Genomic DNA, 16305 nt, shown 5'->3' with positions numbered 1-16305 from the left:
CTGGTGGTCTGATGACCGAAATGCTATCTGGCACTGCGGGCAAAGAGAAGAGCGCCCTACCTCATTCCGGGATCAGGAGCATCCTTCAGTGGCTGGAACTGCCTGCGGCGCCTCACCCGGCAGAGGAAGTCCCATCGCTCCGCTCGCACCTCAAGGCCCTGCACGACGTCGAGGCAAGCCCGCCGCAACGGGCGGACGCCTTCGGACGACTGTACGCGCGGAGCATGACGGTGATCTCCGACCTGGTCTCGGCGCTGGGCAATGACCTTGTCTTGCCAGTCCCCAGGAAGGAGCGGCGGCTCGTGCGCAGCGTCATCGACCTGCTGCAGATGCTTGCCGATGACACACGCACCCTGTCCGAGCTTCCTGAACAGCGATTCGGCACGTCTGCGTCGTCTGCTCTGGCACTCTGGCGGAGTGTCGATGCACTCACCCAGCAGCTGCTCATCGGCCACCTGATCGCTTCCCCTGCCCGGCCGGGAACGTGGCAACAGCTTCACCAGACCTACGCTGCCGCGCGTGGCCTGCAGCTCCAGAATGCGCTTCCTGTGGGCGCGAAACACAGTCTGCAGAACGTGTATCATTCGGCGGTTCTGCTCGGCTGTGCGCAGCCCGCATCGCTGACGCCGCGCGAGATTGTCTTCCTTTCCGAGTGTTTCGCGAGGCACGCCGACCAGATCGAAGCCCTCAGCAGAGTGACTGCCGCCGAGCCGGACACCTTCCTGATCGATCCGCAGCGCGACGTCCCGGCCATCCCGTCGCTGCGCAAGGGTATCGTGCCACTGGCTGCGCTCGACGGTTTCTCGTGTTACCGCCTGTGCATGCTGCTCAGGAGCCACATCGCCCAGCTCGAAGCAGGCGCCCTTCCGGCGGCGATCGATCTGCCCGATTTCGCCGGAACTCCCGGCGGGCTCGGAGTCCTGCGGCGTCTGGTCAGGCGCTGGGGGGAACCAGCCAAGCGCCGCTTTCAGCGCCGGAGGCAGGACCACCGGACGCTCCTGGCAACGGGAATCGAAGGGCTCTGGCAATTGAGCCGGAAAGGTGAGTCGACGAGCGTAGACCTGTCGACCTGGATGATCACCAACGCCAGCCCCGACGGTTATGCGGTGATGCATGTATCCGGCAACACCGGAGCGATCTCCGTGGGTGATGTCGTCACCATTCGTCCAGGGTCCAGCCCGGACTGGCAGATCTGCATGGTTCGCTGGGCAGCCTCGGAAAACCCCGAGCACCTCGAACTCGGACTGCAGCTGCTCGCGCCGAGAGCCGAGCCGGCGATTCTCGCACGCCGGGCAACAAACCAAGGAGCCGAGTATCTGCAGGTGCTGATCCTTCCAGCCATCCCCAAGCTGCGCGACCGCCAGTCGCTGGTCGTCGCCTCCGGGGCATTGCCAAGAGAAGAACGCCGGAAGCTGCTCCTGCTCACCGAGGGCCAGAACGTCGTCGTCCGCGAGGTCGACGCCAGCCAGGTAGACGAACAGACTGGCAGCGTCGAGATCCTCTCGATCGAGACGAGTGACGATCCGTTCTAGCCGAACCCGGAGCCGCCGGGCGAATCCCTGAACTCGGGCAGAGTCGCCGCAATCAGGGCCCCGATGAGCACGACGGCCCAGGACAGATAAAGCCACAACAGAAAGACCGGCAGCGTCGCGAGTGTGCCGTACACCGCCGCATAAGACGGAAACCTTGCCAGGTACAGCTCGAAACCCCATTGCAGGACGAGAAAACCGAGCGCCGCACACAGTCCCGCCACGCCGGCATCACGAGGCGCAACCCGGGTGTTCGGGAGAGCATGGTACAGGCCGCCGAGGAATGCGCCGGCAACCATCAGAGCGAGCGCCTTGAGCAACATTCGCCTGACCCAGGGCGGCTCGTCGAGCAGACCGAGCGAGGTGGTCACGGCATAGGAGCTGGCCAGGGCCACCCCGCCAATGACCAGTGGCCAGATGACGACCATCGCCGCGTAGAGGCGCAGGCGCCGCCACCATTTCCGCGGCTCGGTTACTCGCCAGACGTGGTTGAAGGCTCGCTCGATGGTCAACAGGAGCAGCACGACGGTGGCCACGAGGGCCACCGAACCGACCGCGGTGACTTTCACCGCCTGCCTGGAAAAGCGCAGCACGTGCTGGATGATCAGACCGGCATTGCGTTCGGGCAGGAAGCTTCGCGCCAGGAATATTTCGAGCTGCTCGACGAGGTTGGGAAAGAACGGCACGACGGCGACGATGCTCAACACCACCGCGACCAGCGGGACCAGCGAGAGCAGCGTCGTGAAGGCGAGACTGGCGCTGATCTGATCGAAGTTCTCCTCGACGAAGCGGCGTCCCAGACGTGCGACGAAACGACGAAACGGAAGGGACACGCCAGACATGATGTTCCTATAATAGACCGATGCCAGACATTCTCGTTCTCTACTACAGCCATCGGGGCTCGGTGCGCGCACTGGCCCAGCAACTCGCTCGCGGCGTCGAGTCCACCGGGAACGTCGCCGCACGTCTGCGCACGGTCCCCAGGGTTTCGTCAGTCTGCAGCGCGGTCGAACCGGACATCCCGGCCTCCGGCGCACCATACGTCGAGCCCGCTGACCTCACCGAATGCATCGGTCTGGCGCTCGGCAGTCCGACGCGCTTCGGCAACATGGCCGCGCCAATGAAGTACTTCTGGGACGGCACCGCTGCCCTCTGGTCGGCCGGAACGCTGGCCGGAAAGCCTGCCTGCGTCTTCACGTCCACCGCGAGTGCCCACGGCGGACAGGAAAGCACGCTCCTGTCGATGATGCTCCCGCTGATGCACCACGGCATGCTGCTGGTCGGTCTGCCCTACTCCGAAGCGGCGCTGGCAGCGACGCGCACCGGTGGTACGCCTTACGGCGCGAGCCACGTGGCCGGAGCGGAAGGCAACCCGACACTCAGTGACGACGAGCGACAACTCGCTTTTGCGCAGGGACGACGGCTGGCGACGATCGCCTTGAGACTCGCCGGGAACTAATCCACGCCGGAAAATGATTCGCGCACTCCATCTCACCGCCTGTGTCTCGCTGATCGCGCTGATCTTCCTCGGCCTGGCCTGGGAGCTGAGTGTGGCGCCGATCAGCCCCGGGGGATCCTGGCTGGCGATCAAGAGCCTGCCGCTTCTCGCCCCGCTGTTCGGCATCCTGCATGGCCGCCGCTATACCTGCCAGTGGGCTTCGATGCTGATTCTGGCCTATTTCTGTGAGGGCGTCGTGCGTGCGACGACCGATCAGGGGATGGCCCAGGCGCTCGCCGTCGTCGAGATCGCGCTATCACTGATCTTCTTCGCGGCCTGCCTGGCCTACGTCAGGCTGACGCGCCCGACGCAGCGCGCAGGTCCCCTCCCCCGCAGCTGAGGCCCTCGCCCCGGCGGCGTTCACACGTCGCCCTGAGGATCGAGCCGATCGGGGAACTGCAGCTTGTTCAGGGCATTGAGATAGGCCTTGGCGGAGGCGATGACGATGTCGGTATCTGCCCCGTTGCCGTTCACAATTCGCCCACCTCTGGCCAGGCGAACAGTCACCTCGCCCTGGGCATCGGTGCCCGTGGTGATCGCGTTGACCGAATAGAGCATGAGTTTGGCACCGCTGCCAGCAACCGACTCGATCGCCTTGAACGTCGCGTCCACCGGCCCGCTGCCGATTCCCGAAGCTTTGCGTTCGCAGCCCTCGACGATCAGCGTCACGTCGGCGGCCGGAAGTTCTCCCGTTTCGGAGCAGACACGCGAATAGGCCAGCTTGTAGTACTCGCCATCGGGCGTCTGGACCTCGTCGGACACCAGCGCCTGCAGATCCTCGTCGAAAATTTCGTGCTTCTTGTCAGCCAGTTCCTTGAAGCGCGCAAACGCGACGTTGAGCGCTTCCTCGCTGTCGAAGACGATCCCCAGGGCCGACAGCCTGGACTTGAACGCGTTTCGTCCGGAGTGCTTGCCGAGAACCAGCTTGTTCTGCGCCCAGCCGACGTCTTCGGCACGCATGATCTCGTAGGTTTCACGATGCTTGAGCACGCCATCCTGGTGGATTCCCGATTCGTGGGCGAAGGCGTTTGCCCCGACGACGGCCTTGTTCGGCTGAACCGGATAACCGGTAATCTGCGAGACGAGTTTGGACGCCGGGACGATCTGCGTCGTGTCGATCCGCGTGTCGACCGGAAACAGGTCGCTGCGCGTGCGCACGGCCATCACCACTTCCTCGAGCGAGGCATTGCCGGCACGCTCGCCGAGGCCGTTGATCGTGCATTCGACCTGGCGTGCACCGGCCAGGACCGCCGACAAGGAGTTTGCCACGGCCATCCCGAGATCGTTGTGACAATGGGTAGACCACACCACCCGATCAGCGCCGGGAACACGCTCGATCAGCGTGTGGATCAGCCCACCCCAGACGTGCGGAACGCTGTAGCCGACCGTATCCGGCACATTGATCGTCGTCGCTCCGGCGTCGATCACCGCCCCGAAAACCCGACACAGAAAGTCCACATCCGAGCGTACCGCGTCTTCCGCGGAAAACTCGACTTCATCGGTGTACTCGCGCGCCCAGAGCACGGCCCGCACGGCCGCATCGACGACCTGATCAGGCGTCATGCGCAGCTTCTTTTCCATGTGGATCGGGCTGGTCGCGATGAACGTATGGATTCGACCGCGCGCGGCCGGAGCGATCGCCTCTCCCGCCCGGCGGATGTCGTTTTCGTTGGAGCGGGCGAGCGAGCAGACGGTCGAGCCCCTGATCACCCGGGCAATCGACCTGATCGCCTCGAAGTCCCCGGGCGACGCCGCGGCGAAGCCCGCCTCGATCACGTCGACCTGCATCCGCTCGAGTTGACGGGCAACGCGCAGCTTTTCTTCCCGGGTCATCGATGCGCCCGGGCTCTGCTCGCCGTCGCGCAGGGTGGTGTCGAAAATGACCAGATGCTCTTTCATGTTCCGAATCTCCGGAAGTGAGGATGATCATGGGTGGCGCTCGCCCCTCCGCACAAGCCCTGCGGAGCTCAGCCGATCCGCTCCGATCGACCAACCCCATTGCCGGACCACGGGCGGCCGGCGACGCGAAGCGCTCAGACCGGCGGCGGCTGAGACGACGGAGGCTTGCGGCGAAAGCGGCTGACGAGAGCGAGAACGTAACCCGAAAAGCCGTACGCGACGAAGAGACCGAAGAGCGCGACCGGCGTATCGTAGGAAACGACGGCAAAGGCCAGCGCGATCGCCACGATTGAGATGAAAGGCACGCTGCGCCGCAGGTTGACGTCCTTGAAGCTGTAGAAGCGAATGGTCGACACCATCGAGATGCCGGCAAAAATCACGAGACCGCAGGCAAACCAGCGTACGTCGTCGGCAGCCACCTGCTTGTCGATCATCACCCAGAGAAAGCCGGTGACCAGCGCTGCCGCAGCCGGACTCGGTAGGCCCTGGAAGTAGCGCCTGTCGATCACCTCGAGCGTCGTGTTGAAACGCGCCAGACGCAGAGCCGCACCGACGCAATAGATGAACGCTGCGATCCAGCCGAGGCGTCCCATGTCCTCGAGCGCCCAGGCGTAGGTCACCAGCGCCGGAGCCACGCCGAAGGAGACCATGTCGGAAAGCGAGTCGAACTCGGCACCAAATGCGCTCTGCGTGCGGGTCATCCGCGCGACGCGGCCATCGAGGCCATCGAGGACCATCGCCACAAAGATCGCTTCGGCAGCCCGCTCGAAGCTGCCGGTCATCGCCTGGACGATGGCAAAGAACCCGCAGAACAGAGCGCCGGTCGTGAAGAGGTTTGGCAGCACGTAAATGCCTCGCCGCCGCAACTCGGGGTTGAACAGGGTCTTGCGAGGCTTGATTTCAGGCATTGCACGACTGGCGATCGACGCCCGGAGGATACGGTGGCAAAGCGGGATGCGCGGGAACCGGGGACAACCGGAAGAAAGTGCTCCCGGCGATCATCGGCCCTGGAAGGCAAGCCGGAGAGCAAGAAAGAGGGAGCGGCCTCCCCAACTGAGGCCATCCTCGCCGCGATCGAGCATCCCCGGCACGTCGACGGTCAGTTCCTGCTCTGATCGACGAGGCGGTTCTTCCTGATCCAGGGCATCATGTCCCGCAACTGGGCGCCCACCGTCTCGATCGGATGCTGCGCGATCAGCCTGCGACGTGCGGTCATCGCCGGATAGTTGGTCCTGCCCTCGAGGATGAACATCTTGGCATAGTCGCCGTTCTGTATGCGCTGCAGAGCGCTGCGCATCGCTGCCCGAGATTGCTCGTTGATGACTTGCGGGCCGGTCACGTACTCCCCGTATTCGGCATTGTTCGATATCGAGTAGTTCATGTTGGCGATGCCGCCTTCGTACATCAGGTCGACGATCAGCTTGAGTTCGTGCAGACACTCGAAATAGGCCATCTCGGGTGCGTAGCCTGCCTCGACGAGCGTCTCGAAACCCATCTTGACGAGTTCGACCGCCCCGCCGCAGAGGACTGTCTGTTCGCCGAAAAGGTCAGTCTCGGTTTCCTCGCGGAAGCTCGTCTCGATGACCCCACCCTTGGTCCCGCCGTTCGCCGCGGCGTAAGACAGCGCAAGGTCCCTGGCCTTTCCCGAACGATCCTGGTGTACGGCGATCAGCGAGGGGACGCCACCGCCTTTCAGGTATTCCGAGCGCACGGTGTGTCCCGGACCTTTCGGAGCGACCATGATCACGTCGAGATCGTCGCGGGGAACCACCTGGTTGTAATGGATGTTGAAACCGTGAGCAAAAGCCAGTGCGGCGCCCTTCTTCATGTTTGGCGCGACCTCGGCATGGTACACCTGCGGGATGCTCTCGTCGGGAAGCAACATCATGACCACGTCCGCGCCGCGCACGGCCCGGGCTACTTCCTCGACCTTGAGACCGGCGCTCTCGGCCTTGCCCCACGAAGCCCCCTCCCGGCGCAGACCGACGGTGACCTTGACCCCCGAATCGCTCAGATTCTGTGCGTGCGCGTGTCCCTGCGAACCGTAGCCGACGATCGTCACCTTCCTGCCCTTGATCAGGGACAGGTCGGCGTCCTTGTCGTAATACACTTTCATGCCATTTCCTCTCTTGCTGGTCGATCTGCCCGGAGGCCGTGAAATCAATCGGCTGTGCCACCCGTACGCGGCATCGCCTGACTGCGCGTGGCGTACAGGCCTGCTCGCAACGAGATCCTCACAACCGTTCAGACTTTCAGAATCCGCTCGCCACGACCGATGCCGCAGGTCCCCGTGCGCACGGTCTCGAGTATCAGGCCGGAATCGATCGCCTGGATGAACGAATCGAGTTTCGCTCCGCTCGCCGTCAGCTCGATGACGTAGGTCGACTCGGTCACGTCGATGATGTGTCCGCGAAAGATGTCCGCCAACCGTTTGAGCTCCTCGCGATCCTTGCCGGTCGCACGGACCTTGATCAGCATCAGCTCGCGCTCGATGTGTGCGGCCTCAGAGAGGTCGACGACCTTGATCACGTCGATCAGCTTGTTCAGCTGTTTGGTGATCTGCTCGATGACCGCATCGGTTCCCGAAGTGACGATCGTCAGGCGAGACAGCGACAGGTCCTCGGTCGGCGCGACGGTAAGCGTCTCGATGTTGTAGGCGCGCGCAGAGAACAGCCCGGCGACCCTCGACAGGGCCCCGGCCTCGTTCTCCAGAAGGATCGAAATGATGTGTCGCATTGGCTCTCCCTTACAGATCTTCGGTCAGGATCATGTCCGCCAGACCTTTCCCCGCGGCGACCATCGGGAAGACATTGGCCTTCTGATCGGTGATGAAATCGATGAATACGAGGTCGTCCCTGTGCTCGACGAAGGCCTTGCGCAATGCTCCCTCGACGTCCTCGGGGCGCTCGACACGAATGCCGACATGGCCGTAGGCCTCGGCCAGCTTGACGAAGTCGGGCAGCGAGTCCATGTACGACTCGGAGTAGCGGCTGCCGTAGAACATTTCCTGCCACTGGCGGACCATGCCGAGATAACGATTGTTCAGGTTGATGATCTTGATCGGCAGGCGGAACTGCTTGGCCGTGGACAGCTCCTGGATACACATCTGGATCGAGCCTTCGCCGGTGACGCAGACCACCTGCCGATCGGGATTCTGCAGCGCGGCACCCATCGCGTAAGGCAGCCCGACGCCCATCGTCCCGAGACCACCCGAATTCAGCCAGCGGCGAGGCTGCTCGAACTTGTAGTACTGGGCGGCCCACATCTGGTGCTGGCCGACGTCAGAGGTGACGATCGCCTGCCCGCCGGTCACCTCGTAGAGCTTCTCGATGACGTACTGCGGCATGATCACGCTCTTCCGGTGGCGGTACCTCAGGCACTGCTTGCCGCGCCACTCCTCGATCTGCTTCCACCAGTCGGCCAGCGCCTCTGGATCGGGGTGAGCATTGCCGGCGGCCAGCAGCCTGATCATCTCCTCGAGGACGTCGGGAACGTTGCCGACGATCGGCACATCGACGCGCACCCGCTTCGAGATCGAAGACGGATCGACATCGATATGGATGACCTTGCGCGGCAGCGAGGCGAAGTTGTCCGGGTTGCCGATCACGCGGTCATCGAAACGCGCGCCGACGGCCAGCAGCACGTCGCAGTGCTGCATCGCCAGGTTGGCCTCGACCGTGCCGTGCATCCCCGGCATGCCCAGGAACTGGCTGTCCGTGCCGGGGTAAGCACCCAGCCCCATCAACGTGTTGGTGATCGGGAAGCCGAGCCGGCGCGTCAGCCGGGTCAGCGGCTCCGCGCCATCGGAAAGGATCACCCCACCGCCCGAATAGATCATCGGCCGCTTGGCCTCGAGGAGCAGATGTACGGCCTTCTTGATCTGCCCCAGGTGGCCCTTGATCACCGGATTGTAGGAGCGCATCTGAATCGTCCCGGGATACTCGAAGCGGCACCTGGCGGCAGTGACATCCTTGGGAATGTCGACGACAACGGGCCCCGGACGACCGCTGCTGGCGATGTAGAACGCCTTCTTCAGGGTCACCGCCAGCTTGTGTACGTCGTTGACCAGGAAGTTGTGTTTGACGCAGGGCCGCGTGATGCCCACCGTGTCGCATTCCTGGAAGGCGTCCTGCCCGATGTAGTCATTGGGCACCTGGCCCGAGATGATGACCACCGGGACCGAGTCCATGTACGCCGTGGCGATGCCGGTCACCGCGTTGGTCGCGCCGGGGCCCGAGGTGACCAGCGCGACGCCCACCTTGTTCGATGAACGCGCCAGGCCGTCTGCCGCGTGCACCGCCGCCTGCTCGTGACGCACCAGCACGTGCTTGATCTGATCCTGCTTGAAGAGTGCGTCATAGATGTGAAGGACCGCACCGCCCGGATAGCCGAACACGTATTCGACCTTTTCTTCCTGCAGGCACCTGATTACAATCTCCGCACCGGTCATCATCGTCATCGCCGTCGCCCCAGCAAGCCAATTGCTCGAAAAAATCTGGCAACGTTAAAGCTTTGCCCGCGATTGGTCAAGGCGTTTACGGCAAACGGCAACGGCAGGGATAGCATCCGGCCCGACAACAGCAAGGATTTTTCGCTCTGGCCAGTCAACGCGAACTGTCAGACTTCCTCGCTTCCAGCGAGCGCCGAGCATTCAAGCAGGCGATGTTCGCGGTGCAGAACGAAGAGTCCGCGCTCGACATCGTCCAGGATGCGATGATGAAGCTCGCCGAGAAGTATGGCGACCATCCGCCGGCGGAACTGCCCCTGCTGTTTCAGCGCATCCTGCAGAACACGATCCGCGACTACTACCGCAGGAGCAAGGTCCGTTCGCTATGGACGACACTCCTCTCGGCGCTCTCGCCGAACGACGACGAAGATCACGACCCGCTGGAAACGATCAGCGGAGAGTCCGGCTCGTACAGCCCGCAAACGCCGGACGGCCAGTTCGAACAGTCGCAGATCCTGGCGATCATCGAAAAGGAGATCAAGCTTCTGCCGCCACGTCAACGCGAAGCCTTCCTGCTGCGTTATTGGGAAGACATGGACGTGGCCGAAACCGCCTCGGTGATGGGCTGCTCGGAAGGCAGTGTCAAGACCCACTGCTCGCGGGCCAATCACGCGCTGGCGACGGCCCTGAAGGCAAAAGGAATTACCTTATGAACGAGTTGCACTTCGTGCACAAGGTCAGGCAGCACCTGAACCGCGGACTTCATGACCTGCCCGAGGAAACGGTCGGCAAGCTTGAAAGAGCCCGGCAAAGGGCAGTCGCGCGCCGCAAGGTCGCCGTTCGCCAGTCGGTACTGGCTGCAGCAGGCAGCTTCGTCCAGCAGCACTTCGGTGAACAAACGCTCAAGCAGGCGCTGATGGCGTTGATCGTCGTTCTCGGGCTGGCAACCTACACGTACTGGTACGCGGATCAGAGCATCACCGAGCTCGAGATCATCGACAGCGCCCTGCTTTCGGACGATCTCCCGATTGCGGCGTTCACCGATCGCGGCTTCGATGCATGGCTGAAAAGCGCTGCCTCCCAGTAGCGGCGGGTGGTCTGGTCGCCGGCATCCTGATGGCGCTGTCGTGCCGGGCCGAGGTGCCCAGCGCGACGGCGCTCGCCACGCCGCCGCAACCGCAATGGACCGAACTGACCGTCGAGCAACGGGTGATCCTCGCCCCACTCAGCGACGAATGGGACGCGATGAACTACGGCCAGCAGAAGAAGTGGCTGGGCATCACCCGCCGCTTCGCGACGATGACCGCTGAGGAACAACGCAGGGTGCAGGTACAGATGCAGGAGTGGGGAAAGCTGACCCCCGAGCAGCGGCGTCTGGCACGCGAGAACTTCATCGGCACGAGCAAACTCCCGACCGAGAAGAAACAGGAGCTGCGCCAGAAGTGGGAGGAATACTCGAACCTCCCCGAGGAAGAAAAGGAGCGGCTGAAGCAGCAGGCGGAGAGCAGGCCGGTTCCAAGGCCGGGACGCGCTCCGTCGCCAACCACGACGGCAGCGGGCGTGATCGTTCCGGCTCCGGCGGCAGTGCCCTCACCTGCGCCCTCGGCAACGCCTGCGGCGACCAACGGCGTCGCTGCTCCGCCGACCGAGAGCATCTCCCCGGCGGCACCGGCACGCCCGGCAGTGGCCACGCCGACTGGTGAGGCAGAACACCGCCACTGATGCCCCGGCCAGGCGCATCGGGCAAGTGGCCAGGCATTCCGCGTCGGCTGGCGAGCATGGCCTACGAGTGTCTGCTGCTGCTGGCCGTCGCCGCCGTCCTTGTGGTCGTCCCGCACATCCTTCTCGGCGCCTTTGCGCACCGTCTGGCGTCGCCGATCGTCGTCCGGGCGCACTGCTTTCTCGTGCTGCTGGTCTATTTCGTATGGTTCTGGAGCAACGGACGGCGAACGCTGGCGATGAAGACCTGGCGGATGCGCTTGCTGACCCGTGACGGAGGTCCGGTCCGTCCGGCTCAGGCTCTGCTGCGCTATCTGCTCTGCTGGCCGAGCCTTCTGATCGGTGGAGCAGGCATTCTCTGGGGGTTCTTCGATCGCGATCGACAGTTCCTGCATGACCGGCTGGCCGGAACGATGCTGGTCAGCGAATGAACAACCGGCCGGCGACTGATGACGACATCCAGGAACCTCCCCACGCGCGTCGCTGGCCTTCCGGACAGGCCAGTGCCCTGCCCTGGAGGAACCCGGTCAGCGCCTCTCGGTCCACCAGATCAAGGTCGTCGCGGCGAACAGGAAAAGCAGCGAAGGGGTGATCACGCTGAACAGCGGCGACCAGTTGTTGATTGCGCCGAGATTCGAGAACAGACCGTTGAGCGTGTGGAAAAGCACGCCGATCATCACCCCGGTGAAGATCTTGAGGCCCACCGCCGCAGCTCGGTAATGCGCACCGCCAAAAGGCAGCGCGAGGGCCGCCATGACGAACGCGGAGAGCGGATAGACGACCTTCTTCCAGAAGGCGATATCGTAGCGGTTGGTTTTCTGACGGTTGTCGGCAAGGTGCTTCGTGTAGGCCGAGAGGTGGCGCAGGGACATGCGGTCGGGCGATACGGTGAGCACCGAAAGGATGTCCGGGTTGAGCGCCGAATGCCACGACATCTCGCTGATCCGCTCGACCTCGGCCCGCGTATCGTGCACGACGGTGCGCACGACGTCGCTGAGGCGCCACTTGTCGGACCCCATGTATTCTCCGCTGGCCGCTTCGGTGATCGAGCTGAGTCTCGCTTCGCGGTCGAACTCGTAGATCCGGATGCCGCTCAGGCGCGTGTTCGAAGCGACCAGCCGGACATTGATGAAGTTCTGCTCGTCGCGAACCCAAAGCCCTGAAGCCAGGTGCATCTCGCGCACCACCCCGCTCCTTTCCCTGACTCGCAGTCGATTGGCCGCCTGTTCCGCAGGTGGCGCGACGAACTCGCCGATCAGGAAGGTCGCCACGGCGAAAACCGCAGCAACACGAAAGAGCACGCCGAGGAAGGTCCCGATCGACAGGCCGGATGCCCTCAGCACGGTCAGCTCCGAGTGGCGGGACAGCGTAGACAAACCGTAGAGCGTTCCAATCAGCACCGCCAGCGGCATCAGCTCGTAGGCCCGCCCGGGGACGCGCAGAGCGACGACCCCGAAGGCATGCTGCAGCTTATAGCCGCCCTGCCCGATGCTCTTGACCTCGGCGAGCAGGTCAAAGAACGCAAAGAGGCCGAGGAAGGCGAGCAGCACGAGGAGTGTGGCAGCAGCCACCTCGCGAGCGATGTGCAGTTGATAGACCTTCATCTGGATAGCCGCGTGAAGGACGACACGGCGATGCGGCGATAGAAGAGAATGGGCAGGAGGCAGAGCATCAGCAGGTGCACTCCGAGCACCGCGCCGGCAAACGAGAGCTTTCCACTCTCGACCCACTTCTGGTTGATGGTGATCAGATTGTTGTACACCAGGTAGACAAGGATCGCAAAGACCATGTTCGCCGAGCGTCCCGCGCGCGGATTGACGAAAGACAGCGGAATCGACAGCAAAGCCAGAACGATCGCCGACAGGGGAAGGCTCAGGCGATAGAGCAGCTCGGCGCGATGTAGCGGCAGATCGATCGCCAGAAGTTCAAAGAAGGGCATCGTCCGCGGGGTCAGTTCGATGCCGCGCGACTCCCGTGTCTCGATGCGCACGGCGTTCCGCTCATAATCGAGAATCCGCAGCTCCGCAGTCCCCGGAACGAACTCGTAGCGACGACCGTCGAGCAGCACGATGAACCGGTCGCCGTTGTCGGCGATCTCCTGGTGCCCAGTCGCCGCCATGGTCACCGAGTGCCGATCGCTGCGCGTGTCGCTGACGAAGACGTTGCGCACGTAGCTCGTGTCGTCGGCGACCGCTTCGACGAAGATCACCCGGTCTCCCGCCGCCGACTCCTGGAAAGTCCCTGGGGAAACCTGGCTGGCGTCCTTGCGAGCGCTCAACTTGTCGCGGTACTCGGCGCTCTGCGACAATGCCCACGGGGAGACGAAGAAGGCCAGCGCAGCAATCGTTGCGACCAGCGGCAACGAAAAGTTCATCACCGGCCGCACCCATGCGGTCAGAGGCACCCCGCACGAGAACCAGACGACCATTTCCGAATCGCGATAGGCCCGCGAGAGGCTCAGCAGGATGGCGACGAACAGCGAGATGGACAGAAGGTGCGGCACGTAGTTCAGCGCTGCGAAGCCGAGCAATGCCGCCACGGCCTCCGGCTGGACGTAGCCGCGAACTGCGTCGTTGAGCAGTCGAATCAGCTGCGTCGTGGTCATGATCGCAAAGAGCGCCGCGAACACTCCCGCTGCCGACTGCGAGAATTCGCGCCTGACCGCGCGCTGAAAGATCATGCTTTGACTTTGCGGAAATACTGAAGGGATAATCGACTTGTTGGATGAGACCCGTCGGTCCTGCGGAGGGATGAGTGGAATTTAGCATAAAAAGCGGTAGCCCGGAGAAGCAGCGGAGCGCCTGCGTGGTCGTCGGCGTGTTCGAGCCCAGGAAGCTCACGCTGGCCGCGGAACTGCTCGACAACGCTGCGCGCAGCCACCTTTCGGACATCATCCGCCGTGGCGACATGGAGGGCAAGGCGGGCTCGACGCTGCTGCTGCACAACGTCCCGGGAACACTCTGCGACCGCGTCCTGCTGGTCGGACTTGGCAAGGAGAAAGAGTTCGGCGACAAGGAATACGCCGATGCGATCCGCACCGCCGTCAGGACACTCAACGAAACCGGATCGTTCGACGGAACGGTGTTCCTGACCGAGAACGGAGTCAGGAAGCGCGGCACGGCGTGGCGCATCAGGCAGGCAGCGATCGTCGCCTGCGAAGCGGTGTATCGCTTCGACCAGTTCAAGAGCAAGAAGGACAAGGTCCGGAGACCGCTGCGCAAGCTGACGTTCGTCGTCGACCGGCGCAGCGAACTGGCAGGAGCCGACGACGCCTTGCGCCAGGGCCAGGCGATAGCCGAAGGCGTGGCCTTGGCCAAGAATCTCGCCAATCTCCCGGCGAACGTGTGCACGCCGACCTACTTGGCCGAGGCGGCGGCGACGCTCGCTGCCGAACACAAGCTCGAGTGTCAGGTCCTCGATCGCGAGGAGATGACGGCTCTGGGAATGCACTCGCTCCTTTCGGTAGCTGGCGGGTCTCGCCAGGATCCGAAGCTGATCGTTCTGCAGCATCGCGGCGGCAAGTCTGACGAGAAGCCCGTCGTCCTCATCGGCAAGGGGATCACCTTCGACAGTGGCGGGATCTCGCTCAAGCCGGCCGCAGACATGGACGAAATGAAGTACGACATGTGCGGCGCTGCCGGCGTGCTCGGGACGATCAAGTCGGCCGCAGTGCTCAGGCTGCCGATCAATCTCGTGGGCATCGTACCGACTGCGGAAAACATGCCCGGAGGCGCGGCGACGAGGCCTGGAGACATCGTCACCTCGATGTCCGGGCAGACCATCGAGATTCTCAACACCGACGCCGAGGGCCGACTGATCCTCTGCGATGCGCTGAGCTACGCAGCGCGCTTCGAGCCCGAGGTGGTCATCGATGTGGCCACGCTCACCGGTGCCTGCGTGGTCGCCCTCGGCCACGTGGCCACCGGCCTGTTCGCCAACAGCGATGCGCTGGCCCGCGAACTGATCCACGCCGGCGAGGAAGCACATGATCGCGCGTGGCAACTACCCATCTGGAACGACTACCAGGAGTTGCTGAAGAGCCCGTTCGCGGACATGGCCAACGTCGGTGGACGCTGGGCGGGCAGCATCACCGCTGCCTGTTTTCTGGCCCGTTTCGCCCGCAAGTACGTCTGGGCCCATCTCGACATCGCCGGCACGGCATGGAAGTCGGGCAACGACAAGGGTGCGACGGGGCGTCCGGTACCGCTGCTCATGCACTACCTGCTCAGACGTGCAGGACAGATCGCTTGACGCGCATCTTCTTTTACCACCACGCGGCAGACCGCATCACGGCCGCCGCCGGCCTGATCGCCAGGGCCGTCGTCCAGCGGAAAAGGCTTCTCGTGTACGCGCCGGACCCCGAACTGGCCGCGGGCCTCGACCGACAGTTGTGGGTTGACCCGCCGACAGGCTTCATTCCGCACGTTTTCGCCGACTCTCCGCTGGCCGGCGAAACGCCGGTAGTGATCGCCAGCCAGCTCGAATCGCTGCCCCACGATGAACGCCTGGTCAATCTCGCCTCCGACGTCCCCCCGGGCTTTTCCCGCTTCGCCAGCGTCGTCGAAGTCGTCGGGCGCAGTCACGAGGAGCGGTTCGCCGGCCGCCGGCGCGCGAAGTTCTATCTCGATCGGGGTTACGAGCTGAGCTACGTGGACATGTCGGAGACCGGATGATGGCCGACACGACTGACCTGCTCGCGCGCGCCGATTCGCTGATCAGGGCCGAACCCGGCCCAGCTCGCGATGACCGCCGCGGCACTTCGCTGCCGCTGCGCCGCCGGCGAACGTTCATTGCCTCGGCGGCCGCACCGGTCGGCGAACCCGAAGCGCTTGCGGCAGCCGAAGATCACGAGGATCTGCCGCTGCTGACCGAGGTGGTTCCACCTGACGCGACGACCGTCAGCCGCACTCGGCAGGCTGGCGAATTCGTACTGCGCACGAAGCTGGCGGCCAATCTCGCCGAAAGCGTCGGCCGACGGCTGCAGCAACAGCTGCCTGAGCTGGTCGATGCCGCGCTACGCGCCGCCGCCGACCAGCTGAGTCGCGGCATCGGAGAAGCAATGCAATCGGCAGTCGCCGATTTTCTCGATCAGCGAGGCCAGCTCAACCTGCCACTCGATCCACCAGGCGATGGGCGCGCCGCCGTCCAGGCCCCGGCGCTTCGGGCGGAGGATCGGTCCGATCCAGTATAATTCGCGCCTCCCCGACTCGTCA

Annotated in this window: 18 protein-coding genes; 10 read left to right on the top strand and 8 right to left on the bottom strand. The window is 63.9% G+C overall.

The window, feature by feature from the left end:
- Positions 1-11: 11 nt before the first annotated feature.
- Positions 12-1532, top strand: a complete 1521-nt coding sequence (locus tag NFW05_RS11375; RefSeq protein WP_295306590.1) for a hypothetical protein — start codon at positions 12-14, stop codon at positions 1530-1532.
- On the opposite strand, the gene NFW05_RS11370 is transcribed toward NFW05_RS11375, so the two are convergent.
- Positions 1529-2371 carry a YihY family inner membrane protein gene (locus NFW05_RS11370; RefSeq protein WP_295306587.1) on the bottom strand — a complete coding sequence of 281 codons (843 nt, stop codon included), beginning with the start codon at positions 2369-2371 and terminating at the stop codon, positions 1529-1531. The two genes, NFW05_RS11375 and NFW05_RS11370, sit on opposite strands and share 4 nt — an antisense overlap.
- Before the next feature lie 20 nt (positions 2372-2391).
- On the opposite strand from NFW05_RS11370, the gene wrbA reads away from it, so the two are divergent.
- Together wrbA and NFW05_RS11360 are read left to right on the top strand one after the other, a co-directional pair.
- Positions 2392-2988 carry an NAD(P)H:quinone oxidoreductase gene (gene wrbA, locus NFW05_RS11365; protein ID WP_295306584.1) on the top strand — a complete coding sequence of 199 codons (597 nt, stop codon included), beginning with the start codon at positions 2392-2394 and terminating at the stop codon, positions 2986-2988.
- A gap of 13 nt (positions 2989-3001) precedes the next feature.
- Complete coding sequence (locus NFW05_RS11360) at positions 3002-3367, top strand: DUF2069 domain-containing protein (RefSeq protein WP_295306581.1); 366 nt, start codon at positions 3002-3004, stop codon at positions 3365-3367.
- A 20-nt stretch (positions 3368-3387) separates the two neighbouring features.
- On the opposite strand, the gene NFW05_RS11355 is transcribed toward NFW05_RS11360, so the two are convergent.
- The 5 genes from NFW05_RS11355 to ilvB all read right to left on the bottom strand — a co-directional run bounded on the left by NFW05_RS11355 (position 3388) and on the right by ilvB (position 9385).
- The gene (locus tag NFW05_RS11355; RefSeq protein ID WP_295306577.1) at positions 3388-4926 is read right to left on the bottom strand and encodes a 2-isopropylmalate synthase; all 1539 of its coding nucleotides are present in this window, start codon (positions 4924-4926) and stop codon (positions 3388-3390) included.
- Positions 4927-5060: 134 nt separating this feature from the next.
- Positions 5061-5834 (bottom strand): CDP-diacylglycerol--serine O-phosphatidyltransferase, encoded by a 774-nt coding sequence (pssA, locus tag NFW05_RS11350; protein WP_295306574.1) that lies wholly within the window; start codon positions 5832-5834, stop codon positions 5061-5063.
- Between the two features lie 191 nt (positions 5835-6025).
- Positions 6026-7042, bottom strand: a complete 1017-nt coding sequence (gene ilvC, locus NFW05_RS11345) for a ketol-acid reductoisomerase (protein WP_295306571.1) — start codon at positions 7040-7042, stop codon at positions 6026-6028.
- A gap of 128 nt (positions 7043-7170) precedes the next feature.
- Positions 7171-7662 carry an acetolactate synthase small subunit gene (gene ilvN / locus NFW05_RS11340; RefSeq protein ID WP_295306568.1) on the bottom strand — a complete coding sequence of 164 codons (492 nt, stop codon included), beginning with the start codon at positions 7660-7662 and terminating at the stop codon, positions 7171-7173.
- Positions 7663-7672: 10 nt separating this feature from the next.
- A complete protein-coding gene (gene ilvB, locus NFW05_RS11335) occupies positions 7673-9385 on the bottom strand; it encodes a biosynthetic-type acetolactate synthase large subunit (RefSeq protein WP_295306566.1) in 1713 nt (570 codons plus the stop codon).
- A 137-nt stretch (positions 9386-9522) separates the two neighbouring features.
- Here ilvB and NFW05_RS11330 point away from each other — a divergent pair, with 137 nt between their 5' ends.
- The 4 genes from NFW05_RS11330 to NFW05_RS11315 are packed head-to-tail and all read left to right on the top strand — an operon-like array spanning position 9523 to position 11523.
- Positions 9523-10086, top strand: coding sequence for an RNA polymerase sigma factor (locus NFW05_RS11330; RefSeq protein ID WP_295306785.1), 564 nt, complete (start codon positions 9523-9525; stop codon positions 10084-10086).
- The gene (locus NFW05_RS11325; RefSeq protein ID WP_295306563.1) at positions 10083-10460 is read left to right on the top strand and encodes a DUF3619 family protein; all 378 of its coding nucleotides are present in this window, start codon (positions 10083-10085) and stop codon (positions 10458-10460) included. Before NFW05_RS11330 ends, NFW05_RS11325 begins: the two co-directional genes overlap by 4 nt.
- Positions 10433-11095 carry a DUF3106 domain-containing protein gene (locus NFW05_RS11320; protein WP_295306560.1) on the top strand — a complete coding sequence of 221 codons (663 nt, stop codon included), beginning with the start codon at positions 10433-10435 and terminating at the stop codon, positions 11093-11095. Before NFW05_RS11325 ends, NFW05_RS11320 begins: the two co-directional genes overlap by 28 nt.
- Positions 11095-11523, top strand: a complete 429-nt coding sequence (locus tag NFW05_RS11315) for an RDD family protein (protein WP_295306556.1) — start codon at positions 11095-11097, stop codon at positions 11521-11523. Before NFW05_RS11320 ends, NFW05_RS11315 begins: the two co-directional genes overlap by 1 nt.
- Before the next feature lie 96 nt (positions 11524-11619).
- Here the strand turns inward: NFW05_RS11315 and lptG are convergent, their stop codons facing one another.
- Complete coding sequence (gene lptG / locus NFW05_RS11310; RefSeq protein ID WP_295306553.1) at positions 11620-12696, bottom strand: LPS export ABC transporter permease LptG; 1077 nt, start codon at positions 12694-12696, stop codon at positions 11620-11622.
- Positions 12693-13772 carry an LPS export ABC transporter permease LptF gene (gene lptF, locus NFW05_RS11305; RefSeq protein ID WP_295306550.1) on the bottom strand — a complete coding sequence of 360 codons (1080 nt, stop codon included), beginning with the start codon at positions 13770-13772 and terminating at the stop codon, positions 12693-12695. Before lptF ends, lptG begins: the two co-directional genes overlap by 4 nt.
- A 74-nt stretch (positions 13773-13846) precedes the next feature.
- On the opposite strand from lptF, the gene NFW05_RS11300 reads away from it, so the two are divergent.
- The 3 genes from NFW05_RS11300 to NFW05_RS11290 are packed head-to-tail and all read left to right on the top strand — an operon-like array spanning position 13847 to position 16283.
- On the top strand, positions 13847-15343 hold the full coding sequence (locus tag NFW05_RS11300) for a leucyl aminopeptidase (protein ID WP_295306547.1): 1497 nt from the start codon (positions 13847-13849) through the stop codon (positions 15341-15343).
- Positions 15340-15765, top strand: coding sequence for a DNA polymerase III subunit chi (locus NFW05_RS11295; RefSeq protein ID WP_295306544.1), 426 nt, complete (start codon positions 15340-15342; stop codon positions 15763-15765). The genes NFW05_RS11300 and NFW05_RS11295 overlap by 4 nt, the downstream gene beginning before the upstream one ends.
- Positions 15762-16283, top strand: a complete 522-nt coding sequence (locus NFW05_RS11290; RefSeq protein WP_295306541.1) for a hypothetical protein — start codon at positions 15762-15764, stop codon at positions 16281-16283. The genes NFW05_RS11295 and NFW05_RS11290 overlap by 4 nt, the downstream gene beginning before the upstream one ends.
- Positions 16284-16305: the final 22 nt, after the last annotated feature.

The organism is Accumulibacter sp. (genome assembly GCF_023806625.1).
GTDB lineage: Bacteria > Pseudomonadota > Gammaproteobacteria > Burkholderiales > Rhodocyclaceae > Accumulibacter.
This window is presented reverse-complemented; position numbering and strand designations above follow the sequence as displayed.

Coding starts and splice junctions, on each gene's coding strand:
- NFW05_RS11375 (WP_295306590.1), top strand. CDS start 12: ATGACCGAAATGCTATCTGGCACTGCGGGCAAAGAGAAGAGCGCCCTA.
- NFW05_RS11370 (WP_295306587.1), bottom strand. CDS start 2,371: ATGTCTGGCGTGTCCCTTCCGTTTCGTCGTTTCGTCGCACGTCTGGGA.
- wrbA (WP_295306584.1), top strand. CDS start 2,392: ATGCCAGACATTCTCGTTCTCTACTACAGCCATCGGGGCTCGGTGCGC.
- NFW05_RS11360 (WP_295306581.1), top strand. CDS start 3,002: ATGATTCGCGCACTCCATCTCACCGCCTGTGTCTCGCTGATCGCGCTG.
- NFW05_RS11355 (WP_295306577.1), bottom strand. CDS start 4,926: ATGAAAGAGCATCTGGTCATTTTCGACACCACCCTGCGCGACGGCGAG.
- pssA (WP_295306574.1), bottom strand. CDS start 5,834: ATGCCTGAAATCAAGCCTCGCAAGACCCTGTTCAACCCCGAGTTGCGG.
- ilvC (WP_295306571.1), bottom strand. CDS start 7,042: ATGAAAGTGTATTACGACAAGGACGCCGACCTGTCCCTGATCAAGGGC.
- ilvN (WP_295306568.1), bottom strand. CDS start 7,662: ATGCGACACATCATTTCGATCCTTCTGGAGAACGAGGCCGGGGCCCTG.
- ilvB (WP_295306566.1), bottom strand. CDS start 9,385: ATGACGATGATGACCGGTGCGGAGATTGTAATCAGGTGCCTGCAGGAA.
- NFW05_RS11325 (WP_295306563.1), top strand. CDS start 10,083: ATGAACGAGTTGCACTTCGTGCACAAGGTCAGGCAGCACCTGAACCGC.
- NFW05_RS11320 (WP_295306560.1), top strand. CDS start 10,433: ATGGCTGAAAAGCGCTGCCTCCCAGTAGCGGCGGGTGGTCTGGTCGCC.
- NFW05_RS11315 (WP_295306556.1), top strand. CDS start 11,095: ATGCCCCGGCCAGGCGCATCGGGCAAGTGGCCAGGCATTCCGCGTCGG.
- lptG (WP_295306553.1), bottom strand. CDS start 12,696: ATGAAGGTCTATCAACTGCACATCGCTCGCGAGGTGGCTGCTGCCACA.
- lptF (WP_295306550.1), bottom strand. CDS start 13,772: ATGATCTTTCAGCGCGCGGTCAGGCGCGAATTCTCGCAGTCGGCAGCG.
- NFW05_RS11290 (WP_295306541.1), top strand. CDS start 15,762: ATGATGGCCGACACGACTGACCTGCTCGCGCGCGCCGATTCGCTGATC.